Source organism: Streptomyces sp. NPDC088387 (genome assembly GCF_044753385.1).
Classification (GTDB): Bacteria; Actinomycetota; Actinomycetes; order Streptomycetales; family Streptomycetaceae; genus Streptomyces.
The window spans coordinates 608,217-628,175 of record NZ_JBIVNC010000003.1 but is presented as its reverse complement, the minus strand read 5'-3'; the positions used below and the strand labels follow the sequence as shown (position 1 = coordinate 628,175).

Annotated in this window: 17 protein-coding genes; 5 read left to right on the top strand and 12 right to left on the bottom strand. The window is 72.1% G+C overall.

Annotated elements, in window-relative coordinates; all coding sequences use genetic code 11:
* Positions 1 to 76 precede the first annotated feature (76 nt).
* Entirely contained in the window at positions 77 to 418 is a 342-nt protein-coding gene (gene bldG, locus ACIQAC_RS11015; RefSeq protein ID WP_402189087.1) for an anti-sigma factor antagonist BldG, read from the bottom strand.
* A gap of 160 nt (positions 419 to 578) precedes the next feature.
* Between bldG and ACIQAC_RS11010 the strand changes: the two genes are divergently transcribed.
* Complete coding sequence (locus tag ACIQAC_RS11010) at positions 579 to 3,104, top strand: DEAD/DEAH box helicase (RefSeq protein ID WP_402189085.1); 2,526 nt, start codon at positions 579 to 581, stop codon at positions 3,102 to 3,104.
* Positions 3,105 to 3,120: 16 nt separating this feature from the next.
* Here ACIQAC_RS11010 and ACIQAC_RS11005 read toward each other — a convergent pair whose 3' ends face one another.
* The 7 genes from ACIQAC_RS11005 to ssd all read right to left on the bottom strand — a co-directional run bounded on the left by ACIQAC_RS11005 (position 3,121) and on the right by ssd (position 8,120).
* Complete coding sequence (locus tag ACIQAC_RS11005; protein WP_402189083.1) at positions 3,121 to 3,492, bottom strand: Rv3654c family TadE-like protein; 372 nt, start codon at positions 3,490 to 3,492, stop codon at positions 3,121 to 3,123.
* Entirely contained in the window at positions 3,489 to 3,899 is a 411-nt protein-coding gene (locus ACIQAC_RS11000; RefSeq protein ID WP_402189081.1) for a TadE family type IV pilus minor pilin, read from the bottom strand. The genes ACIQAC_RS11005 and ACIQAC_RS11000 overlap by 4 nt, the downstream gene beginning before the upstream one ends.
* The gene (locus tag ACIQAC_RS10995) at positions 3,886 to 4,107 is read right to left on the bottom strand and encodes a DUF4244 domain-containing protein (protein WP_402189319.1); all 222 of its coding nucleotides are present in this window, start codon (positions 4,105 to 4,107) and stop codon (positions 3,886 to 3,888) included. Before ACIQAC_RS10995 ends, ACIQAC_RS11000 begins: the two co-directional genes overlap by 14 nt.
* A gap of 72 nt (positions 4,108 to 4,179) precedes the next feature.
* Positions 4,180 to 4,962: a type II secretion system F family protein gene (locus ACIQAC_RS10990; protein ID WP_402189079.1), complete on the bottom strand. Its 783-nt coding sequence runs from the start codon at positions 4,960 to 4,962 to the stop codon at positions 4,180 to 4,182.
* Positions 4,959 to 5,822: a type II secretion system F family protein gene (locus ACIQAC_RS10985; protein ID WP_402189077.1), complete on the bottom strand. Its 864-nt coding sequence runs from the start codon at positions 5,820 to 5,822 to the stop codon at positions 4,959 to 4,961. The genes ACIQAC_RS10990 and ACIQAC_RS10985 overlap by 4 nt, the downstream gene beginning before the upstream one ends.
* The gene (locus ACIQAC_RS10980; RefSeq protein ID WP_402189076.1) at positions 5,815 to 7,020 is read right to left on the bottom strand and encodes a TadA family conjugal transfer-associated ATPase; all 1,206 of its coding nucleotides are present in this window, start codon (positions 7,018 to 7,020) and stop codon (positions 5,815 to 5,817) included. Before ACIQAC_RS10980 ends, ACIQAC_RS10985 begins: the two co-directional genes overlap by 8 nt.
* On the bottom strand, positions 7,017 to 8,120 hold the full coding sequence (ssd, locus tag ACIQAC_RS10975; RefSeq protein WP_402189074.1) for a septum site-determining protein Ssd: 1,104 nt from the start codon (positions 8,118 to 8,120) through the stop codon (positions 7,017 to 7,019). Before ssd ends, ACIQAC_RS10980 begins: the two co-directional genes overlap by 4 nt.
* 594 nt (positions 8,121 to 8,714) lie before the next feature.
* On the opposite strand from ssd, the gene ACIQAC_RS10970 reads away from it, so the two are divergent.
* A complete protein-coding gene (locus ACIQAC_RS10970) occupies positions 8,715 to 9,548 on the top strand; it encodes an HAD family hydrolase (RefSeq protein ID WP_402189072.1) in 834 nt (277 codons plus the stop codon).
* A 469-nt stretch (positions 9,549 to 10,017) separates the two neighbouring features.
* On the opposite strand, the gene ACIQAC_RS10965 is transcribed toward ACIQAC_RS10970, so the two are convergent.
* A complete protein-coding gene (locus ACIQAC_RS10965) occupies positions 10,018 to 10,842 on the bottom strand; it encodes an oxidoreductase (protein ID WP_402189071.1) in 825 nt (274 codons plus the stop codon).
* A gap of 101 nt (positions 10,843 to 10,943) precedes the next feature.
* Between ACIQAC_RS10965 and ACIQAC_RS10960 the strand changes: the two genes are divergently transcribed.
* Entirely contained in the window at positions 10,944 to 11,924 is a 981-nt protein-coding gene (locus ACIQAC_RS10960; protein WP_402189069.1) for an ATP-binding protein, read from the top strand.
* A gap of 42 nt (positions 11,925 to 11,966) precedes the next feature.
* Here ACIQAC_RS10960 and ACIQAC_RS10955 read toward each other — a convergent pair whose 3' ends face one another.
* Positions 11,967 to 13,232 (bottom strand): hypothetical protein, encoded by a 1,266-nt coding sequence (locus ACIQAC_RS10955; protein WP_402189067.1) that lies wholly within the window; start codon positions 13,230 to 13,232, stop codon positions 11,967 to 11,969.
* 347 nt (positions 13,233 to 13,579) lie between these two features.
* Between ACIQAC_RS10955 and ACIQAC_RS10950 the strand changes: the two genes are divergently transcribed.
* Entirely contained in the window at positions 13,580 to 16,195 is a 2,616-nt protein-coding gene (locus ACIQAC_RS10950; protein WP_402189066.1) for a SulP family inorganic anion transporter, read from the top strand.
* Positions 16,196 to 16,261: 66 nt separating this feature from the next.
* Here the strand turns inward: ACIQAC_RS10950 and ACIQAC_RS10945 are convergent, their stop codons facing one another.
* Entirely contained in the window at positions 16,262 to 17,014 is a 753-nt protein-coding gene (locus ACIQAC_RS10945) for a hypothetical protein (RefSeq protein ID WP_402189064.1), read from the bottom strand.
* Positions 17,011 to 17,616, bottom strand: coding sequence for an RNA polymerase sigma factor (locus ACIQAC_RS10940; protein ID WP_402189062.1), 606 nt, complete (start codon positions 17,614 to 17,616; stop codon positions 17,011 to 17,013). The genes ACIQAC_RS10945 and ACIQAC_RS10940 overlap by 4 nt, the downstream gene beginning before the upstream one ends.
* A gap of 279 nt (positions 17,617 to 17,895) precedes the next feature.
* Between ACIQAC_RS10940 and acs the strand changes: the two genes are divergently transcribed.
* Positions 17,896 to 19,854 carry an acetate--CoA ligase gene (gene acs, locus ACIQAC_RS10935; protein ID WP_402189060.1) on the top strand — a complete coding sequence of 653 codons (1,959 nt, stop codon included), beginning with the start codon at positions 17,896 to 17,898 and terminating at the stop codon, positions 19,852 to 19,854.
* Positions 19,855 to 19,959 lie beyond the last annotated feature (105 nt).

The following is a 19,959-nucleotide window of genomic DNA, read 5'->3' as shown; positions in this document are numbered from 1 at the left end:
CGCCGAACGCCCGGACCCCCCTGTTGAAACGAGTTCACAAACGACCGGTCCGGGCTGTGCGGCCCGGACCGGGTGTTCAGTCGGTGGCCGACACCGCTTCCTCGACCGTGGTGTGGATCGGGAACACCTTGGTGAGGCCGGTGATGCGGAAGATCTTCAGAATGCGCTCCTGGTTGCAGACCAGGCGCAGGGAGCCCTCATGGGCACGCACTCGCTTCAGGCCGCCGACCAGCACGCCGAGCCCGGTGGAGTCGAGGAAGTCCACGCCCTCCATGTCCACGACGAGGTGGAAATTCCCGTCGTTCACCAGCTCGACCAACTGCTCGCGCAGCTTGGGCGCGGTATATACGTCGATTTCGCCACCGACCCTGACGATCGTGCGATCGCCGACGGTCTCGGTCGACAGGGACAGGTCCACGGATCCTCCAGCACCTTGCTATCGAGCGGTCACCCTTGGGCGCCTCGGCAGAGCCCCCGGGTTGGTTCGCCAGCCGCGATGGCATTCAATCACTTACCGGCAGGCGTGCACGACGCCTTCCGCCCCATTGTCCGTCACGCCAGTGACACACTCGGTGCCGATGGCCAAGAATCACCGATCCGATCGACTCCCGACGGACTCCGCACCCCGACCCGCGCCGAGCACGGTCCTGGACCGCCTCGCCTCGGGTCCGAGCAGGGCTTCCCGCATCACTCATACGGAGCACTTGCCCCCACGTGCGGGCCGCCATGCCGTCTGGCCGGACCGGATCCGGTCCGAGGTCATCGCCGCCGTGCAGGCCGCGGGCATCGAACACCCCTGGGCCCATCAGGCACTCGCCGCCGAACACGCCCTGGACGGCGACTCGGTGGTGGTCGCCACCGGCACCGCCTCCGGCAAGTCCCTCGCCTATCTCGTCCCGGTCCTGTCCACCCTCCTGGACGGCTCGCAGGCCCCCAACGGCCGCGGCGCCACCGCCCTCTACCTCGCTCCCACAAAAGCCCTGGCCGCAGACCAGTGCCGCTCCGTGAAGGAACTTTCACAACCGCTGGGAACGTCCGTCCGGACCGCGGTCTACGACGGTGACACGCCCTTCGAGGAACGCGAGTGGATCCGCCAGTACGCGACCTACGTCCTCACCAATCCGGACATGCTGCACCGCGGCATACTGCCGTCCCACCCCCGCTGGTCCTCCTTCCTGAAATCGCTCAAGTACGTCGTCGTCGACGAGTGCCACACCTACCGCGGCGTCTTCGGCTCGCACGTCGCCCAGGTACTGCGCCGCCTGCGCCGGCTCTGCGCCCGCTACGGCGCCTCCCCGGTCTTCCTGCTGGCCTCCGCCACCGCCGCCGAGCCCGCGGTGGCCGCCCGCCGGCTCACCGGCCTGCCCGTGGTCGAGGTCGCCGACGACGCCTCCCCGCGCGGCGAACTCGTCTTCGCCCTCTGGGAACCGCCCCTGACCGAGATGCAGGGCGAGAAGGGCGCCCCGGTCCGCCGCACCGCCACCGCCGAGACCGCCGACCTGCTCACCGACCTCACGGTCCAGGGCGTCCGTACGGTCGCCTTCGTCCGCTCCCGGCGCGGCGCCGAACTGATCTCCGTCATCGCCCAGGAACGCCTCGCGGAGGTCGACCGCTCACTGCCCCGCCGCGTGGCCGCCTACCGCGGCGGCTATCTCCCGGAGGAGCGCCGGGCACTCGAACAGGCCTTGCACTCCGGCGAACTCCTCGGTCTCGCCGCCACCACCGCCCTCGAACTCGGCATCGACGTCTCCGGCCTCGACGCCGTCCTCATCGCCGGCTACCCGGGCACCCGCGCCTCCCTGTGGCAGCAGGCCGGCCGCGCGGGCCGCTCCGGCCAGGGCGCCCTCGCCGTCCTGATCGCCCGCGACGACCCGCTGGACACCTTCCTCGTCCACCACCCCGAGGCGCTCTTCGACCAGCCCGTCGAATCCACCGTCCTCGACCCGGACAACCCCTACGTCCTCGCCCCGCACCTGTGCGCGGCGGCGGCCGAGGTACCGCTGACCGACGAGGACCTCGAACTCTTCGGCCCCGGCACCGCGGAACTGCTGCCGCAGCTGGAGGCCGCGAAACTGCTGCGCCGCCGTACGAAGGCCTGGCACTGGACCCGCCGGGAACGCGCCGCCGACCTCACCGACATCCGCGGCGGGGGCGGCAACCCCGTCCAGGTCGTCGAGGCGGGCACGGGCCGGCTGCTCGGCACGGTCGACGCGGGCGCCGCCCACACCACCGTCCACGAGGGCGCGGTCCACCTCCACCAGGGCCGTACCTACCTCGTACGCTCCCTCGACCTGGACGACAACGTCGCCCTCGTCGAGCAGGCGAGCCCGCCCTACTCCACCGTCGCCCGCGACACCACCGCCATCTCCGTCCTGGACACCGACGTCGAAGTCCCCTGGGGCACGGGCCGGTTGTGCTTCGGCTCCGTCGAGGTCACCAACCAGGTCGTCTCCTTCCTCCGCCGCCGCCTCATCACCGGCGAGGTGCTCGGCGAGACCAGACTCGACCTCCCGCCCCGTACGCTGCGCACCCGCGCGGTGTGGTGGACGGTCACCGAGGACCAGCTCGACGCGGCCCGGATCAACCCCGAGATCCTGGGCGGCGCCCTGCACGCCGCCGAACACGCCTCGATCGGCATGCTGCCCCTCTTCGCCACCTGCGACCGCTGGGACATCGGCGGCGTCTCCGTCCCCCTGCACCCCGACACCCTCCTCCCCACGGTCTTCGTCTACGACGGCCACCCGGGCGGTGCGGGCTTCGCCGAGCGCGCCTTCCACACGGCCCGCGCCTGGCTCACCGCCACCCGTGAGGCCATCGCGTCCTGCGAATGCGACGCCGGCTGCCCGTCCTGCATCCAGTCCCCCAAGTGCGGCAACGGCAACGATCCGCTGCACAAGCGGGGGGCGGTACGGCTCCTCACGGAGCTGCTGCGGGAGGCACCGGGGGCGGGGACGTCGGAGGAGGGGGCGGGAGCGAAGGAGGGGGCGGAGTCGGACGCGGGAGCTGGTGCAGGCGCTGGGGCTGGTGCAGGCGCAGGCGCTGGGGCTGGGGCTGGGGCTGGGGCTGGCGCTTCGACGGTGGCTCCTTCGGAGGCCGGGAGGTAGGTCGGTCGGCCCACCGTCACCCCGGCGGCCCCGCCCGCGCCCGTACCTCCGCCTCGAACAGTCCCCGGCCCGACGCCGCCGTCACATCCGAGACGTCGCCCACCACCACGCACCGCACAAGCCGTACGCCGTGCGCCCGTGCCGTCTCCTCCGCCCGCGCGCAGGCCGCCGTGGCGCCCTGCGTCCAGTGGTCCGCCGCCGCCAGTGCCGCGAGATCCGCGCCGCCGGCCGCTCGGTGCCGGACCACAACGGCCTGTCCGAGGGCGAGCACGGTGCCGAACACCACACACAGCACGGCGATCACGGCGAGGCTCCAGACGGTCGCGGAACCACGGTCCCCGTCCTCACCGGTCCTCGCGGCCCACCAGGCCCGGACCCGGCGGCTCATGAGCCGGGCTCCCCGGTGACCGACCCGCCTCCACCCGCGCCACCCGTATCCGCGCCACCGGCCCCCTCCACCGACGCCACGGCCTCCTCCCGTACGTCGAAGGCCAGGTCCCCCAGCGCCGGTGGCCGAGCCACGACCACCACCCGTACCCGATCGCCCTCCCGGCTGACGGTGACCTCCGCACCGCGGGGCGCGGCCGCCCGCGCCAGTTCGACGACCGCCGTGTCCGGGTCCTGCCGGGCCGCCGCGCGGGCGCCCGTCCTGGCCGCGTCCACACACTGGATCTGCGCGGCCACCACAAGCAGCCCCCACACCAGCGCCATCGCGAACGTCACCAGCACGGGCAGCGCCACCGCGGTCTCCACGGTCACGAACCCACGGTCCGACCGTCGTTCACATGCTCGCATCGAGGGCCTTCTTCACGATCGCCTGCAACTCCGCGCCGACCTCGCCGCTGGTCACCACCTTGTAGAGCACCACCGCGAAGGCGGCCGCCGCCACAATGCCCAGGGCGTATTCGGAGGTCACCATTCCGGCGTCCCTCCCCCGCACCGCGCGTGCCGCACGTACCCGCCCGACCAGGGCACGCACCCGCGCCCACACCTGTCCGTACATCTCAACCCCCGTGATTTCCCGCTTCAGTTCCATTGCTTGCTTCGTGACCGGACGTCAGTCATGTGAGCTCCATCAGCCACCCCCTCCCAGCACCTCACCCGCCAGCCCGATCACCACCGGCAGCACCCCGACCGCGATGAACGCGGGCAGAAAGCACAGCCCCACCGGAGCGCTCACCAGAACCGCCGCCCGCCGCGCACGGGCCGTCGCCTCGCGTGTCCAGTCGGCGCGGGCGTCCGCGGCGAGCCGGGCGACCGGGCCCGCGGCGGGAAGGCCCGAGACATCGGCCCGTTCCAGCAGCCGTGCCAGGGGGTCCGCGCCCGGTATCGACGCCAGCCCCCGCCACGCGTCGCCCGGTTCGCTCCCGAGCCGGGCCTCCGCCGCGCCCCGCGCCAGCGCACCGCCCACGGGCCCGCCGAGCGCCTCGCCCACCGCCTGCGCCGCGATCACCGGACCGGCACCCGCGGCGACACACGCGGCCAGCAGATCGGCGGCGAGCGGCAGTTGCCGCGCGGCCTCCGCCACGTCGGTCTCCTCCTCAAGACCACCGGCCGTCTGCCGCTGACGCCATCGCCACAGGGCGACCGCCCCGGCCACACCCAGCGCGACTCCCGCGACTCCGCCGACAAGCACCCAGCCGGTGCACACCACACCGGCCCAGGGCGCCCACCGCTTCACCACGGCACCCACCCGGATCCGGGGCCGGGACAACGCCTCCTCCCGCGCCAGCAGTTCGGCCACCCGGCGTCGGGCCGAACGCTCCCGGCGTACCGTCTCCACCCGGTGCGCCGCCCAGGCGAGAGCCAGCACCGCCCCCACCACTACCCCCAGCCTGTGGACAACTTCCGCGCTCACACCGACTCAGCTCCCCGTACGATCCGCAGCGCCCACCACAGGCCGATGCCCTCCAGCGCTCCGCCGACGAACAGACAGCCCAGCCCCGCGCCCGTGTGCAGCAGGACACGCAACGGATCCGCGCCCAGCGCCGCGCCCAGCAGGAGTCCGACCGCCGGCAGCCCGGCGAGCATCAGCGCCGTCGCACGGGCCCCGGCCAACTGGGCACGCAGATCCGCCCGTTGATCCCGCTGCGCACGCAGAGCCGCGTCGAGCCGGTCGAGCCCCGCCGCGAGCCCGGCGCCCTGGTCCACGGCCACCCGCCAACACGCCGCCAGCCCCAACAGCCCGTCGGCGCCCGGCTGCCGTGCCGCCCCGGTCAGCGCCTCCGGCACGTCCCCGCCGAAGCGCGCCGCCGCCAGCACCGCCGCCTGTGCGTCACCGAGCCCACCGGAGTCCCGCGCGGCCCGCAGCAGCGCCTCGCCGGGCTGCCGCCCCACACGCACCTCCCCGGCGAGCACCCCGCACAACGCGATCACCGCGTCCGCCCGGCGCTCCCCGGCCACCCGTGTCTCCCGGGCGAGCCGGGCCCGCCGTACCAGCGGCACCCCGGCCGCCCCCGCGACGACCGGCACCACCGAAGCGCCCAGCAGACCGAGCGCGAGCCCGGCGACCAGCGACCACCACTCGGGCCGCAACCGCTCCCGCGCCCGCCGCAGCCCCCCGGCCGCCAGTCGGGGCCACGCGGGCGGCCCCTGCGCCACCACACCCCCACCGGCGAACAGCAACTGCGCCCGCCGCGCCCCGGACTGCCGGCCGCCCGTCAGCCAGACGGCGACCCCCACACACCCCAGCGCGGCCCCGGTCCACACCTCACCCATCCCACTCACCACTCCCGCCCTCGCCGAACTCCGATGTGTCACACGCCTCCCGAAGCACCTCCGAAAGCCGCCCCCACCCCCGCTCCCGCACAAACGCCTCCGTGCCCCAGCGCAGCGCCGGCACGGTCCGCACCCACCCCGACGGATCCCGCTCCAGCACATGGATCTCGGCGATCCGTCGCCGCCCACCGCGGTCGCGGACGAGATGCAGGACCACCGACAGGGCCGCCGCCAACTGGCTGTGCAGGGCGGCCCGGTCGAGCCCCGCCGCCGTCCCGAGCGCCTCCAGCCGGGCGGGCACGTCGGCCGCCGCGTTGGCGTGGACGGTGCCGCAGCCGCCCTCGTGGCCCGTGTTGAGGGCGGCCAGGAGATGGACGACCTCCGGGCCGCGCACCTCGCCGACGACCAGCCGGTCCGGCCGCATCCGCAGGGCCTGGCGCACCAGGTCCTCCAGCGTGACCAGGCCCGCGCCCTCCTGGTTGGCGGTTCTGCTCTCCAGCCGTACGACATGGGGGTGGTCGGGGCGCAGCTCCGCCGAGTCCTCGGCCAGCACGATCCGTTCGCCGGGTCCGACCAGGCCGAGGAGGGCGCTCAGCAGCGTGGTCTTGCCCGTGCCCGTGCCGCCGCTGATCAGGAAGGACAGCCGGGCCCGCAGCAGTGCCCGCAGGATCCGGTCGCCGCCGGGTGGCACCGTGCCCGCCGCCACCAGTTCGCCGAGGGTGAAGGCGCGCGGCCGCACCACGCGCAGGGACAGGCAGGTGCAGCCGACGGCCACCGGTGGGAGCACCGCGTGCAGCCGGGTCCCGTCGGGAAGACGGGCGTCGACCCAGGGCCGGGCGTTGTCGAGGCGCCGCCCGGCGACGGCCGCGAGCCGCTGCGCGAGCCGTCGTACCGCCGCCGCGTCGGTGAACGCCACCGGCGTCAGCTCCAGTCCGCCGCCGCGGTCCACCCACACCCGGTCCGGCGCGGACACGAGCACGTCGGTCACCGACGGGTCGGACAGCAGTGGTTCCAGTGGCCCGCTGCCGATCAGCTCGGACCGCAGCTGTTCGGCCGCGCCGAGGACCTCGGCGTCGCCGAGCACCCGTCCCTGCTCGCGCAGGGCCTGCGCCACGCGCGCGGGTGTCGGTTCGGCACCGCTCTCGGCCAGCCACTGCCGTACCCCGTCCAGCAGGCCCGGAGCGGGCGGCGCGCTCATGCCGCACCCGCCTCGGTCAGTGCGCGCTCCCAGAACTGCTTGCAGAACCGGGCCAGCGGACCGCGTCCGCCCGCGCCCGGCGGTGTCCTGCTCCCGTCCGGCCGCAACAGCCCCGCCTCGACGGGTACTTCGCCGGCCAGTGGCAGCCGCAGCAGGCGGGCCACCTCGCGGTCGTCGAGGCCGGGTGCGTAGGGACCCCGTACCGCCACGCGCAGGTCACGCAGCACCATTCCCACGGCGGACGCCACCCGTCCGGCCGCGGCGAGCGCGCGGAGTTCGGCGGGGACGACGAGCAGGCCCAGGTCGAGCTGGGCGAGGACCTCGGCGACCCCGTCGTCGATCCGCCGGGGCAGGTCGACCACCACCGTGCCGCCCCGGCGCCGGGCGGCGGCCAGCACCGCGCGGACGGCCTGGGCCGGGACGGCGACACGGTCGCCGCGGTCCCAGCTGAGCACCCGCAGCGCGTGCAGTTCGGGCAGCGACTCCTCCAGGGCGCCGCCGCCGAGCCGGCCGCGCGAGGCGGCGAAAGCCGGCCAGCGCAGGCCCTCGGCGGTTTCGCCGCCGAGGAGTACATCCAGTCCGCCGCCGAGCGGATCGGCGTCCACGAGCAGGGTGCGCAGTCCCTCGTGCGCGGAGGTGACGGCGAGCGCGCAGGCCAGCGTGGACGCGCCGGCGCCGCCCCGGCCGCCCATGACGCCGACGGTGAGCGCCGGCCGTCCGACCCCCTCGACGACGTCGGCGATCCGGTCGACCAGCCACTGCTCGCCGTCGGGCAGCATCAGCACATGGTCGGCGCCGATCTGGACCGCTCGTTTCCACACCCCCGAGTCGTCCTGGTCCCGGCCGACGAGCACCACTCCGCGGCGGCGCACGGCTCCGCGCACCCGCCGGGCGGCGTCGTCCCCGACCAGGACCAGCGGCGCGGCCTCCCAACCGCCTCTGCGCTCCGGCATCCCGTGGTGGACCTCGGGTGTGGCCCCGGCGGCCGCGCACAGCCGCAGCAGATCGTCGAGAAGCACCGCGTCCTCGGTGACGATCAGTGGTCTGCCCTGCCGTCCTTCGGTGGTGGACGACGGATCGTGGGTGACGGCTCCGGACATGGTGGGACTCCCCCTTCGCTGCTCGACTCGCGCGGCTCCTGAGTCGCCGCGATTCCCATACGTGTGAAGAACCGGCAACCGGCCTCCATATGAACGGCCGAAGGAAACCGGCCAAAACGCGTCCGACTAACGAGATCCGGTCACGAACTCGCGTCGATCGTGGCGCGTTGGAATCACGGTGCAGCGATCCGGAAAATCATGTGGATCTTGGTCGAAAACTGTGGACAACTCGACTCTTGCGAATATCTCCGTCACCCAAACCGGTGAGGTCCGCACCCCCTCCTGTGCGACTTCCGCAGAGCAGTCCGACCACTACACACGGTGACGGATCATGGACATGCGAAAGGGGCGGCAGCAGCCGCCCCGACACGGCCGTACAGCCGTGGAAAGTTGAGGAGGAAAGCGAAACCCCGCCTGGACATGCGACGACCCCCGCCGGGGGGGAGAGCGGGGGTCGTCCCCACGGCCGACTCGGGGGGGGAGGAGTCGGGCCGGGTTAGCACGGTCGCGAACGATCCGTGACTTCCATGGTGTACCCGAGAGCCTTCTCAGGCAAACCCACGCGCCTCACCTTACGCCGAATGGGCTGCGCCTATGCTCGGGTGCGTGGAAAACCACTCCTTGCCCCGCACAGCGGCCTTCTTTGATCTGGACAAGACGGTCATTGCGAAGTCGAGCACGCTCTCGTTCAGCAAGTCGTTCTACCAAGGCGGCCTGATCAACCGCCGGGCCGTCTTGCGTACCGCCTATGCGCAGTTCGTCTTGCTCGTGGGCGGCATGGACCACGACCAGATGGAGCGCACCCGCGAGTACCTGTCCCAACTGGTCCGCGGCTGGAACGTCCAGCAGGTCAGGGAGATCGTCGCCGAGACCCTGCACGACATCATCGACCCGATCATCTACGACGAGGCCGCGTCCCTGATCGAGGAGCACCACATCGCTGGGCGCGACGTGGTGATCGTGTCCACGTCTGGCGCCGAGGTGGTCGAGCCGATCGGTGAACTGCTGGGCGCGGACCGCGTGGTGGCCACCCGGATGGTCATCGGCGACGACGGACGCTTCACCGGCGAGGTCGAGTACTACGCCTACGGTCCGACCAAGGCCGAGGCGGTCAGGGACCTCGCGTTCTCCGAGGGCTACGACCTCTCCCGCTGCTACGCCTACAGCGACTCGGCGACGGATCTGCCGATGCTGGACGCCGTGGGCCATCCGCACGCCGTGAACCCCGACAGGACGCTGCGCCGTGAGGCCCTCGCGCGCGGGTGGCCCGTTCTCGACTTCAACCGTCCGGTCCGGCTCAAGCAGCGGCTGCCCTCGTTCTCGGTGCCGCCGCGCCCGGCGCTCGTCGCGGCCGCCGCCATAGGCGCCGCGGCGGCCACCGCGGGCCTGGTCTGGTACGCGAGCCGGCGCCGCGCGGCAGCGGTCTGACCTGCCAGGGCGCCGTCAGCAGGGGTCCGCGCGGTTGAACACGGCCCCTTTCACCCTCTTTGAACCTAAAAGTAAAGAAGCGAAGGCAGGCCTTCCACTCCCTGCGGAGCTGGAGTACAAAGGACTCAACGGCCCGCGAGACCAAGGACATCCGAGAGGATCACCTTCACTAACGCATTTTGGCCCCACGGACCGCGCATGTGCACAGGGCACCCACGCGACGTCGACCCGTCGATTACGGGCCAGCCGCACCAGGTGACGGGCGAAGCTCCCGACCTGATGGGCAATATCTCGAGGACGCTTGGTAACCCGGTGACCATGCCAGCGGCGGTACGAGTCCTCGTACCGCCGCAACCCTGAAAGGCCTCCGCGCGGAGGCCTTTTCCACGCCCGAAGCCCGCTCGGCCCCGAAGCCCGCTCGGCCCCGAAGCCCGCTCGGCCGAAGCCCGCCCGGCACGGCCCCGAAGGGCTACGCCGCCCCGCGCTGAAGCGCCTCGCACACCGCCGTCGACTCCCGCGCGCCCAGCTCGATCGCCCGCCCGCAGTGCGCGATCCACGCCGCCATGCCGTCCGGCGTACCGGACGCGTAGCCGTCGAGCGCCGCCAGATAGGCCGCGCGTCCCAGCTCGGCGTGGCCGACCTCGGCCGGGCAGACCGCCTTGGGGTCGAGACCGCTGCCGATCAGGACGATCCGCTCGGCGGTGCGCGCGATCAGCCCGTTGCGCGAGGTGAAGGGGCGCAGCGCGAGCAGCTCGCCGTGCACCACCGCGGCCGTCACCAGCGCGGGTGCGGAACCCCCGGCGATGATCAGCCCGGACAGGCCCTCCAGCCGGCCGGAGACCTCGTCCGCGCCGGGCAGCGGCAGTTCGATCAGCGGCTCCTCGACGGCCTCGCCGGCCTGCCGGGGCCGCCCCACCTCGTCGCCCTGTCCGGGCGCGGCAACCAGGTGCAGCCGGGCCAGCACCCGCAGCGGCGACTGCCGCCAGACGGACAGCAACTGGCCCGCCTCCGCGGTCAGTCGCAGTGCGGCGCCCACCACGCGCGCGTCCTCGTCGACGCCGAAGTCGCTGCGCCTGCGCACCTCTTCGAGCGCCCAGTCGGCGCCGGACACGGCGGCCGAGCCGCGCGCGCCGCGCAGGGCGGCCTCGGAGGTGATCTCGTTGCTGCGCCGCCGCATGACCCGGTGTCCGTACACGCGGTCCACGGCCTTGCGCACGGATTCCACGGAGTCGGCGACCCCGGGGAGCGACCCGAGGGCCGCGAGCGGGTCATCGGTCGCGCCTGTCGTACTCATGGGTACGACCCTACGCACCCAGGGCGCACACCCCACGAAGGAGTGGTCTTCTTCACGTCCCGGCATCCGTGCCCCACCAGGGACCGCTAGGCTTACTGAACATGAAAATTGCTTTCGTCGGGAAGGGCGGCAGCGGCAAGACGACCCTGTCCTCCCTGTTCGTCCGGCATCTCGTGTCCACCGGCGCTCCGGTCGTCGCCGTCGACGCCGACATCAACCAGCACCTCGGTCCCGCGCTCGGCCTCGACGACACGGAGGCCGCCGCCCTGCCGGCCATGGGCGACCGGCTCTCGCTGATCAAGGACTACCTGCGCGGCACCAACCCGCGTGTGCGGTCCGCGGCGACGATGATCAAGACGACGCCGCCCGGCGAGGGTTCACGGCTGCTGCGGGTGCGCGAGACCAATCCGGTGTACGACGCCTGCGCCCGCGCCGTGGAACTCGACGGCGGTGCCGTCCGTTTGATGGTCACCGGCCCCTTCACCGAGGCCGACCTGGGCGTCTCCTGCTACCACTCCAAGACCGGAGCGGTGGAGCTCTGTCTCAACCACCTGGTCGACGGCCCCGACGAGTACGTCGTGGTCGACATGACCGCGGGCTCGGACTCGTTCGCCTCCGGCATGTTCACCCGCTTCGACATGACGTTCCTCGTCGCCGAGCCGACCCGGAAGGGGGTCTCCGTCTATCGCCAGTACAAGGAGTACGCCCGCGACTTCGGCGTCACCCTGAAGGTCGTCGGCAACAAGGTGCAGGGCGAGGACGACCTGGACTTCCTGCGCGCGGAGGTCGGGGACGACCTGCTCGTCACGGTCGGGCACTCGAACTGGGTGCGCGCCATGGAGAAGGGCCGCCCGCCCCGGTTCGAGCTCCTGGAGGACGTCAACCAGCGCGCCCTGGAGCAGCTGCGGACGGCCGCCGACGCGACGTACGAGCAGCGCGACTGGGAGCGCTACACACGCCAGATGGTCCACTTCCACCTGAAGAACGCCCAGTCGTGGGGGAACGAGCGCACCGGAGCCGACCTGGCCGCCCAGGTCGACCCCGGTTTTGTGCTCGGCGAGAGCCTCACCGCCCCCGTATGACGCCCGCCGCCGGTCCCCGGTGCGGCGGGACCGGCGGTGCGGCTACCGCTTGACCGCCGGCGCTCCGGGCGCCCCCTTCGGTGCCGGGGCCGGGCGGGCCGACAGGAAGGACTCCCAGCCCTGCTTGGGCGCCTGACCCACCTTCAGGGACTTGAGTTTCGCCAGGGCCTTGGGGTCCTGGGCGTCCAGCCAGTCGGCGAGCTGACGGAACGACACACAGCGCACGTCGGACTTCGTGCACACCTCTTCGACGACCTCCTGGACGGCCCGCATGTACGTGCCGCCGTTCCAGGACTCGAAGTGGTTGCCGATGATCAGGGGCGCGCGGTTGCCGTCGTAGGCCCGCCGGAAGCCCTGGAGCAGGCCGTCACGCATCTGGTCGCCCCAGAACTCGTACTTGCCGGGGTCGCCCTGGGTGGTGGTGCCGGACTGGTTGACCATGAAGTTGTAGTCCATGGTCAGCTGCTCGTAGGAGTGGCCGGGGAAGGGGACGAGCTGCATGGACAGGTCCCACAGGCCCTCCTTCTTGCCGGGCCAGATCTGGTCGTTGACGCCGCTGGTGTCGTAGCGGAAGCCCAGTTCGCGGGCGGCCTTCGTGAAGTTCTTCTGGCCTTCGAGGCAGGGCGTGCGGGCGCCGATCAGTTCCTTGTCGTAGTCGAAGGGCAGCGGGGCGGCCTTGCTCATCCCGGTGTTGGTCTTCCAGGACTTGACGAACCGTTTGGCCTGGGAGATCTCGTCCTTCCACTCCTCCACCGACCACTCGCCGACGCCTCCGCCCGCGCCGCAGAAGTGGCCGTTGAAGTGGGTGCCGACCTCGTTGCCCTCCAGCCAGGCCAGCCGCAGCTGCTTGACGGTCTCGGCGATGCCCTCGCGGTCGTTGAAGCCGATGTCGGAGCGGCCCGGTGAGTGCTGCGGGGGCCGGTACTGGTCGCGCTTCTCCTCGGGCAGCAGATACACGCCGCTGAGGAAGTAGGTCATCGTGGCGTTGTTGTCCTTGGCGACCTGGCGGAAGTGGGAGAACAGCTTCTGGCTGTCCTCTCCGGCGCCGTCCCAGGAGAACACCACGAACTGCGGGGGTTTCTGACCGGGCTTCAGCCGCTCGGGTCTCGGCAGGTGCGGCTGCGCCCCGGTGAAGGCGGTGGAGCCGTCGCCGATGAGCCGGACGGCGCTCTTGGGAGCGGACTGCGCCTTCTGCGGTCCCGGCGCACCTTCCTTGGCACCGGTGGAGCCGGAACCGCAGCCTGCGAGCGACGCGGCACCGACCGCGGCGACCGCAACGACCGCGGCGATCCTCTGGGTGGCGGCCATGTCCGCCCACCTTCTTCCTTCTCACAGGCCGACCAGGCCGACGCTGACCGGGCCCTCTTCGGGGGTGAGCTGCCGGGCCGGCCGACAGCGCCGCCAACCTCGCACGGATCCGAGAAGGAATTAGTACGACAAGCCGACTTAAATATCGGTTCACTCATAGAGGTGATGCATTACCCCATTTGCTACGAAAATCCATGCATGACCTTTACTCTGCATTACGATCTGTTTACTGAGCGTTGATTTTTCCCGCCGCACTGCACGCCGTGACCCACGGCCGCGACCCGACCCCCGCCCCGCGCGGGGACCACCTGATCCGCGACCGCGCCGCCCCGGAGGAGACGGGACCCATGTCAGCCTTCCGCACGCTTCCCCACGCCCTCGAGACCGCACGGGCCAAGGGCACCCGCATCGTCGAGGCGCGCCGCTCGCGCCACGTCCACCGGCCCCACAGCCCGCCGTCCGGCAGGCGCCGCCGCTTCCGCGTCGCGGGCGCCGACGTCTCGGCCGCCATCGCCGTGTTCCTCATCGCCCTGCCGCTCTCCCTGGGCATCGCCCTCGCGACCGGCGCCCCCCTCCAGGCGGGCCTGGTCGCCGCCGCGGTGGGCGGCCTCGTCGCCGGCCGGCTCGGCGGCTCCGCACTCCAGGTCAGCGGCCCCGCCGCCGGACTCACGGTGGTCACCGCCGACCTGATCCACCGTTACGGCTGGCGTACGACGTGTGCCATCACCGTCCTCGCCGGCGTGGCCCAACTGGGCCTGGGCTGCCTGCGCGTGGCCCGCTCCGCGCTCGCCGTCAGCCCCGCCATCGTGCACGGCATGCTGGCCGGCATCGGCGTCACCATCGCCGTCGCCCAGCTGCACATCGTTCTCGGCGGCACCCCGCAGAGCGCCGTCCTGGACAACCTCCAGGCCCTGCCTGCCCAGTTGGCCCGGCTGCATCCCGCGGCCGTCTCGATGAGCGCGCTCACCCTCGCCCTGCTGCTGCTCTGGCCCCGGATCCCCGGCCGCCCCGGCCGTCTGCTGCGAGTGATCCCCGCCCCGCTCGTCGCCGTCGCCGGGGCTACCGCCACCGCCTCGCTCGCCGGGATCGGCCTGCCCAAGGTCGACCTGCCGTCCTGGCAGAGCCACGCGCTGGCCGGCCTGCCCGAGGGACCCGTGCTCGGCCTGCTCGCCGCCGTGCTCACCACCACCCTCGTGTGCAGTGTGCAGTCGCTGCTCGGCGCGGTCGCCGTGGACAAGATGGCCGCCTCCCGCCCCGGTCTGACCGGCCGCGTCGGCCGCTCCGACCTGGACCGCGAACTGCTCGGCCAGGGCGCCGCCAACATCGCCTCCGGCGCCCTCGGCGGACTGCCCGTCGCCGGCGTCGCCGTACGCAGTTCGGCGAACGTGAACGCCGGTGCCGTCAGCCGGAACTCCACGATGCTGCACGGCGTTCTCGTAGTAGTCGCCGCGCTGCTGATGGTCCCGGTCCTTGAGCTCATCCCCCTCGCCTCGCTCGCCGCCCTGGTGATGGCCGTCGGCATCCAGATGGTGTCCCTGCACCACATCCGCACGGTGACCCGCCACCGAGAAGTGCTGGTCTACGCGGTCACCACCCTCGGCGTGGTGCTCTTCGGCGTCCTGGAGGGCGTGACGCTGGGAATCGCCGTCGCCGTGGCCGTCGCCCTGAACCGCCTCGCCCGCACCCGGATCACCCACGACGAGAAGGAAGGAGTCCACCACGTCCACGTACGCGGCCAGTTGACGTTCCTGGCGGTTCCCCGGCTCAGCCGCGCCCTGCACCACGTGCCCCACGGCGCCCACGCGGTCGTCGAGTTGGACGGCTCCTTCATGGACCACGCGGCGTACGAGACGCTTCAGGACTGGCGGAACACCCACCTCGCGCAGGGCGGCACCGTCGATCTCACCGGCCGCCGCGGCGGGACCCGGATCACCGAGCCCACGGTGTCCCATCTCCTCGACCACGACCGGGCGCACGACCGCCCGCACGACCGCACCTATGACCGCGCACATGACCGGACACCCGACCGAACCCACGAGCACGCCCACGGCCGCCCGCACGAGCGCGCCCACACGGCACCCGGCGCACCGGGCGACCCCCTCACCGACTGCCGCTGCCGCCCCTGGACGCCCTGGCGCAACCACCACTGCGAGCCGTCCGGACCGGCCGAGGGGCGGGAGTTCCCGGCGACACCGGCCGGAGCACCGCACACCACACCCGGCGCCGACGCGCCCGGGCCCGTCCCGTGGGGCCTGCGCGCGGCCGACAGCGCGGCAAGCGGGCAGCAACTGGCGCGTGGCATCAGCGCGTTCCAGCGGAACACCGCGCCGCTGGTGCGGGGTGAGCTGGCCCGTCTCGCACGCGAGGGACAGCAGCCCTCCCAGCTGTTCCTCACATGTGCCGACTCCCGGGTGGTCACCTCAATGATCACCTCCAGCGGCCCGGGCGACCTGTTCGTGGTGCGCAACGTGGGCAACCTCGTGCCGCTGCCCGGCGCGGACGGCAGGGACGGCAGGGACGGCGGGGACGACTCGGTGGCCGCCGCGATCGAGTACGCGGTGGACGTGCTGAACGTACGGTCCATCACGGTGTGCGGGCACTCTGGGTGTGGCGCGATGCAGGCGCTGTTCAACGCGGAGCCCGGCGGGGCGCCTACGCCGCTCAGACGCTGGCTGCGGCACGGGATGCCCAGCCTGGAGTGGATGGCCGACGACAGCCGCCCCTGGCCCCGGCTGGCGGGCCGACCGCCGGCCGACGCGGTGGAGCAGCTCTGTCTGACCAACGTCGTTCAGCAGCTGGAGCATCTGCGGGCCCACGAGGTGGTGGCCCAGGCGCTGCGCGAGGGCGCGCTGGAGCTGCACGGGATGTACTTCCACGTGGGTGAGGCGCAGGCGTATCTGCTCGCGGGCACGGAGGGCGACGAGCGGTTCCACCGGGTCAGAGCCGCGGACGTACCCGCCTGATCCGGTCCCGCCACCGCGAGCGGCCCGGCCTCCGTCGATCCGGAGACCGGGCCGCCACGGATCCCGCTACCCGAGCGTCAGATCCCGCTCCGGCCGGCACGGGCCGATCTCGCCCTTGACCGGAACGTACGACTCGGACTTCTTGAACGCGTTCGAGGGGTCGACGGGCCGCATGTTCTCGATGCCCAGGGAGTCACCGGGATGCAGGACGACAGTCGTTCGCTTCCGATCGTCCTCGGAGAGACGGTTCTGATCGGGCCGACTGTCCTTTGGGGTGTCCTCCTCACCGGGCGGCCAGTCCTCCCCGAGGAAAGCCCTCGTGAAACCGAGCAGGGACTCGCCGCGCGTGTTCGCACACCGGTAACCCGGCTTCAGGTCGTCGATGGTGACGTGGATGCCCGCGGCCCCCAGTTTCTCGGCGAGTTCCTTCTGGGCGTCCGGGCCAAGGCTCATCTCGCGAAGGTCGAGGGTGACGCTGCCGTCGTCGTGCCGCTCCAGCGAGTACGCCGGCGAGACGACGGGCGAGCCGGGTGCCAGCGTCACGGCGAATCCCGCCACCGCGCAGACCCCGGCGGCGATGACGAGCCGAGGACGCGTGAGCAACCGACGCCGGGAGGCAGGGGTCCCGGACCCGCCCCCCGCGCGGGTCCCGAAGCCACCCCCCGCACCATGCCCGGCCCTCGCGTGCCCGGCCGTCACGTGCCCGGCCCCGTGTGCCCGCTCCCCCTGCGCCGCGGTCGCCTCCTCCTGCTCCCGCCGCGCGATCTCCCCCTGGAGCTCCGCCAGCAGCCGGTCCTCGAACCTCGTCTTCGTGGTCATGCCTCTCCCCCGTTTCCTCCGTTGACGTACGACAGTGCCGCGCCCCGCGGCCCCGGCGGCGGCACATCCGCCTCCGGACGCAGGGACTTGCGGGCCCGGTGGAGCCGGACCCGGGCCGTGGTGGGGCGGATGCCGAGCGCGGCAGCCGCCTCCGTGACCGTGAGCTGGTCGACCGCGATCAGTTCCAGTACCGCCCGTTCGCCCTCCGGTAGCCGCTCCAGCGCGGACAGGGCCCGGCGGCCGGGACTCTCCGCGTCGAGCTTGTCCTCAAGCCGGGCGATGTCGTCGGCCTCCAGCAACCGGCGTCCCGAGATACGCCGGTCGCGTTCGGCGTCGCGGGCGACCCGGCGGTACTCCGACGAGACGACGTTGCGGGCGATGCCGTAGAGCCAGGCGGTCTCGCTGCCCCGGGACGGACGGTAGGTGTGGGCCGAGTCCAGGACGGCGAGAAAGATCTCGGCCGTCAGGTCGGCGACGGTGTGGGCGTCGGTGACACGCCGGGCCACGAAGGACGTCATGGCGTCCACGTGGCGCCGGTAGAACTCCTCGAAGAGCTGTGGGTCGCGCGCTGCCTCGGCCGGCCCGCCCCGAATCCCCTTCACTCGGACTCCCCTCCTCGTCGGTGGCGCTTCATCTGTACTTGGCCGGGAGGGCGAAAGGCGTTACACGCGCTGAACTTCGTACGGTCCGCGTCCGTGACTACGGATGACCCGGCCACGGCGGAGTCACCACGGGGACCACGGGCGAGGGTCCGACCGGCGCCCTGGCACACTCCTCTCACAGGTCTAAACCAATATGGCCGTCGACCCTTGTCATCGGCCCCCCGGGTCTGATGAGCTGTGGCCTGGGACACAACGGACACCCTTGGAAAGGGAGATGTCGTGAGCAACGAAAGCCTGGCCAACCTGCTCAAGGAAGAGCGCAGGTTCGCACCCCCCGCCGACCTGGCAGCGAACGCCAACGTCACGGCGGAGGCGTATGAGCAGGCCAAGGCTGACAGGCTCGGCTTCTGGGCCGAGCAGGCCCGCCGCCTGACCTGGGCCGAGGAGCCGGCCGAGACCCTGGACTGGTCGAACCCGCCGTTCGCCAAGTGGTTCAAGGACGGCACGCTCAACGTGGCGTACAACTGCGTGGACCGGCATGTCGACGCCGGGCTCGGCGACCGGGTCGCCATCCACTTCGAGGGCGAGCCCGGCGACAGCCGCGCGATCACCTACGCAGAGCTCAAGGACGAGGTCTCCCGGGCCGCGAACGCCCTGCTGGAGCTGGGAGTCCGGAAGGGCGACCGGGTCGCGGTCTACATGCCGATGATCCCCGAGACGGCGGTCGCGATGCTCGCGTGCGCCCGGATCGGCGCCGCGCACTCCGTGGTCTTCGGCGGCTTCTCGGCCGACGCGCTCGCGACCCGCATCCAGGACGCCGACGCGAAGGTCGTCATCACCTCCGACGGCGGCTACCGCCGGGGCAAGCCCTCCGCGCTGAAGCCGGCCGTCGACGAGGCCGCCACCAAGGCGGGCAACGTCGAGCACGTCCTCGTGGTGCGCCGCACCGGCCAGGACGTGGCCTGGGACGGCGAGCGGGACGTGTGGTGGCACGAGATCGTCGGCCGCCAGTCGGCCGAGCACACCCCCGAGGCGTTCGAGGCCGAGCACCCGCTGTTCATCCTCTACACGTCCGGTACGACGGGTAAGCCCAAGGGCATCCTGCACACCTCCGGCGGCTACCTCACCCAGGCCTCGTACACCCACCACGCCGTCTTCGACCTCAAGCCGGAGACCGACGTCTACTGGTGCACGGCCGACGTCGGCTGGGTCACCGGGCACTCCTACATCGTCTACGGGCCGCTCTCCAACGGCGCCACACAGGTCATGTACGAGGGCACGCCCGACACGCCGCACCAGGGCCGCTTCTGGGAGATCGTGCAGAAGTACGGGGTGACGATCCTCTACACGGCGCCCACGGCGATCCGTACGTTCATGAAGTGGGGCGACGACATCCCCGCGAAGTTCGACCTGTCCTCCCTGCGGGTCCTCGGCTCGGTCGGCGAGCCGATCAACCCCGAGGCGTGGATCTGGTACCGCAAGCACATCGGCGGCGACAAGGCCCCCATCGTCGACACCTGGTGGCAGACCGAGACCGGCGCGATGATGATCTCGCCGCTGCCCGGCGTCACCGAGACCAAGCCGGGCTCCGCGCAGACCCCGCTGCCCGGCATCTCCGCGACCGTCGTCGACGACGAGGCCAACGAGGTCCCGAACGGCGGCGGCGGTTACCTCGTCCTGACCGAGCCGTGGCCGTCGATGCTGCGCACCATCTGGGGCGACGACCAGCGGTTCCTCGACACGTACTGGTCGCGTTTCGAGGGCAGGTACTTCGCCGGTGACGGGGCGAAGAAGGACGACGACGGCGACATCTGGCTGCTCGGCCGGGTCGACGACGTGATGCTGGTGTCCGGCCACAACATCTCCACCACCGAGGTCGAGTCGGCGCTCGTCTCGCACCCCTCGGTCGCCGAGGCGGCCGTCGTCGGCGCGGCGGACGAGACGACCGGACAGGCCATCGTCGCCTTCGTGATCCTGCGCGGGACGGCGAACGCCGACGACGAGAACCTGGTCAACGACCTGCGCAACCACGTCGGTACCGCCCTCGGCCCGATCGCCAAGCCCAAGCGGATCCTGCCGGTGGCGGAGCTGCCCAAGACCCGCTCCGGCAAGATCATGCGGCGGCTGCTGCGGGACGTCGCGGAGAACCGTGAGCTCGGCGACGTCACCACGCTCACCGACTCCACGGTCATGGACCTCATCACCGCCAAGCTCCCGGCGACGTCGAGCGAGGACTGAGCCTCAGGACCCGTAAGAGCTGAGCCACAGGGCCCGTGAAAAAGGGGCGTCCGGCGCGAGATGCGCGCCGGACGCCCCTTTTAGGTAAACTAAACAAAACATACG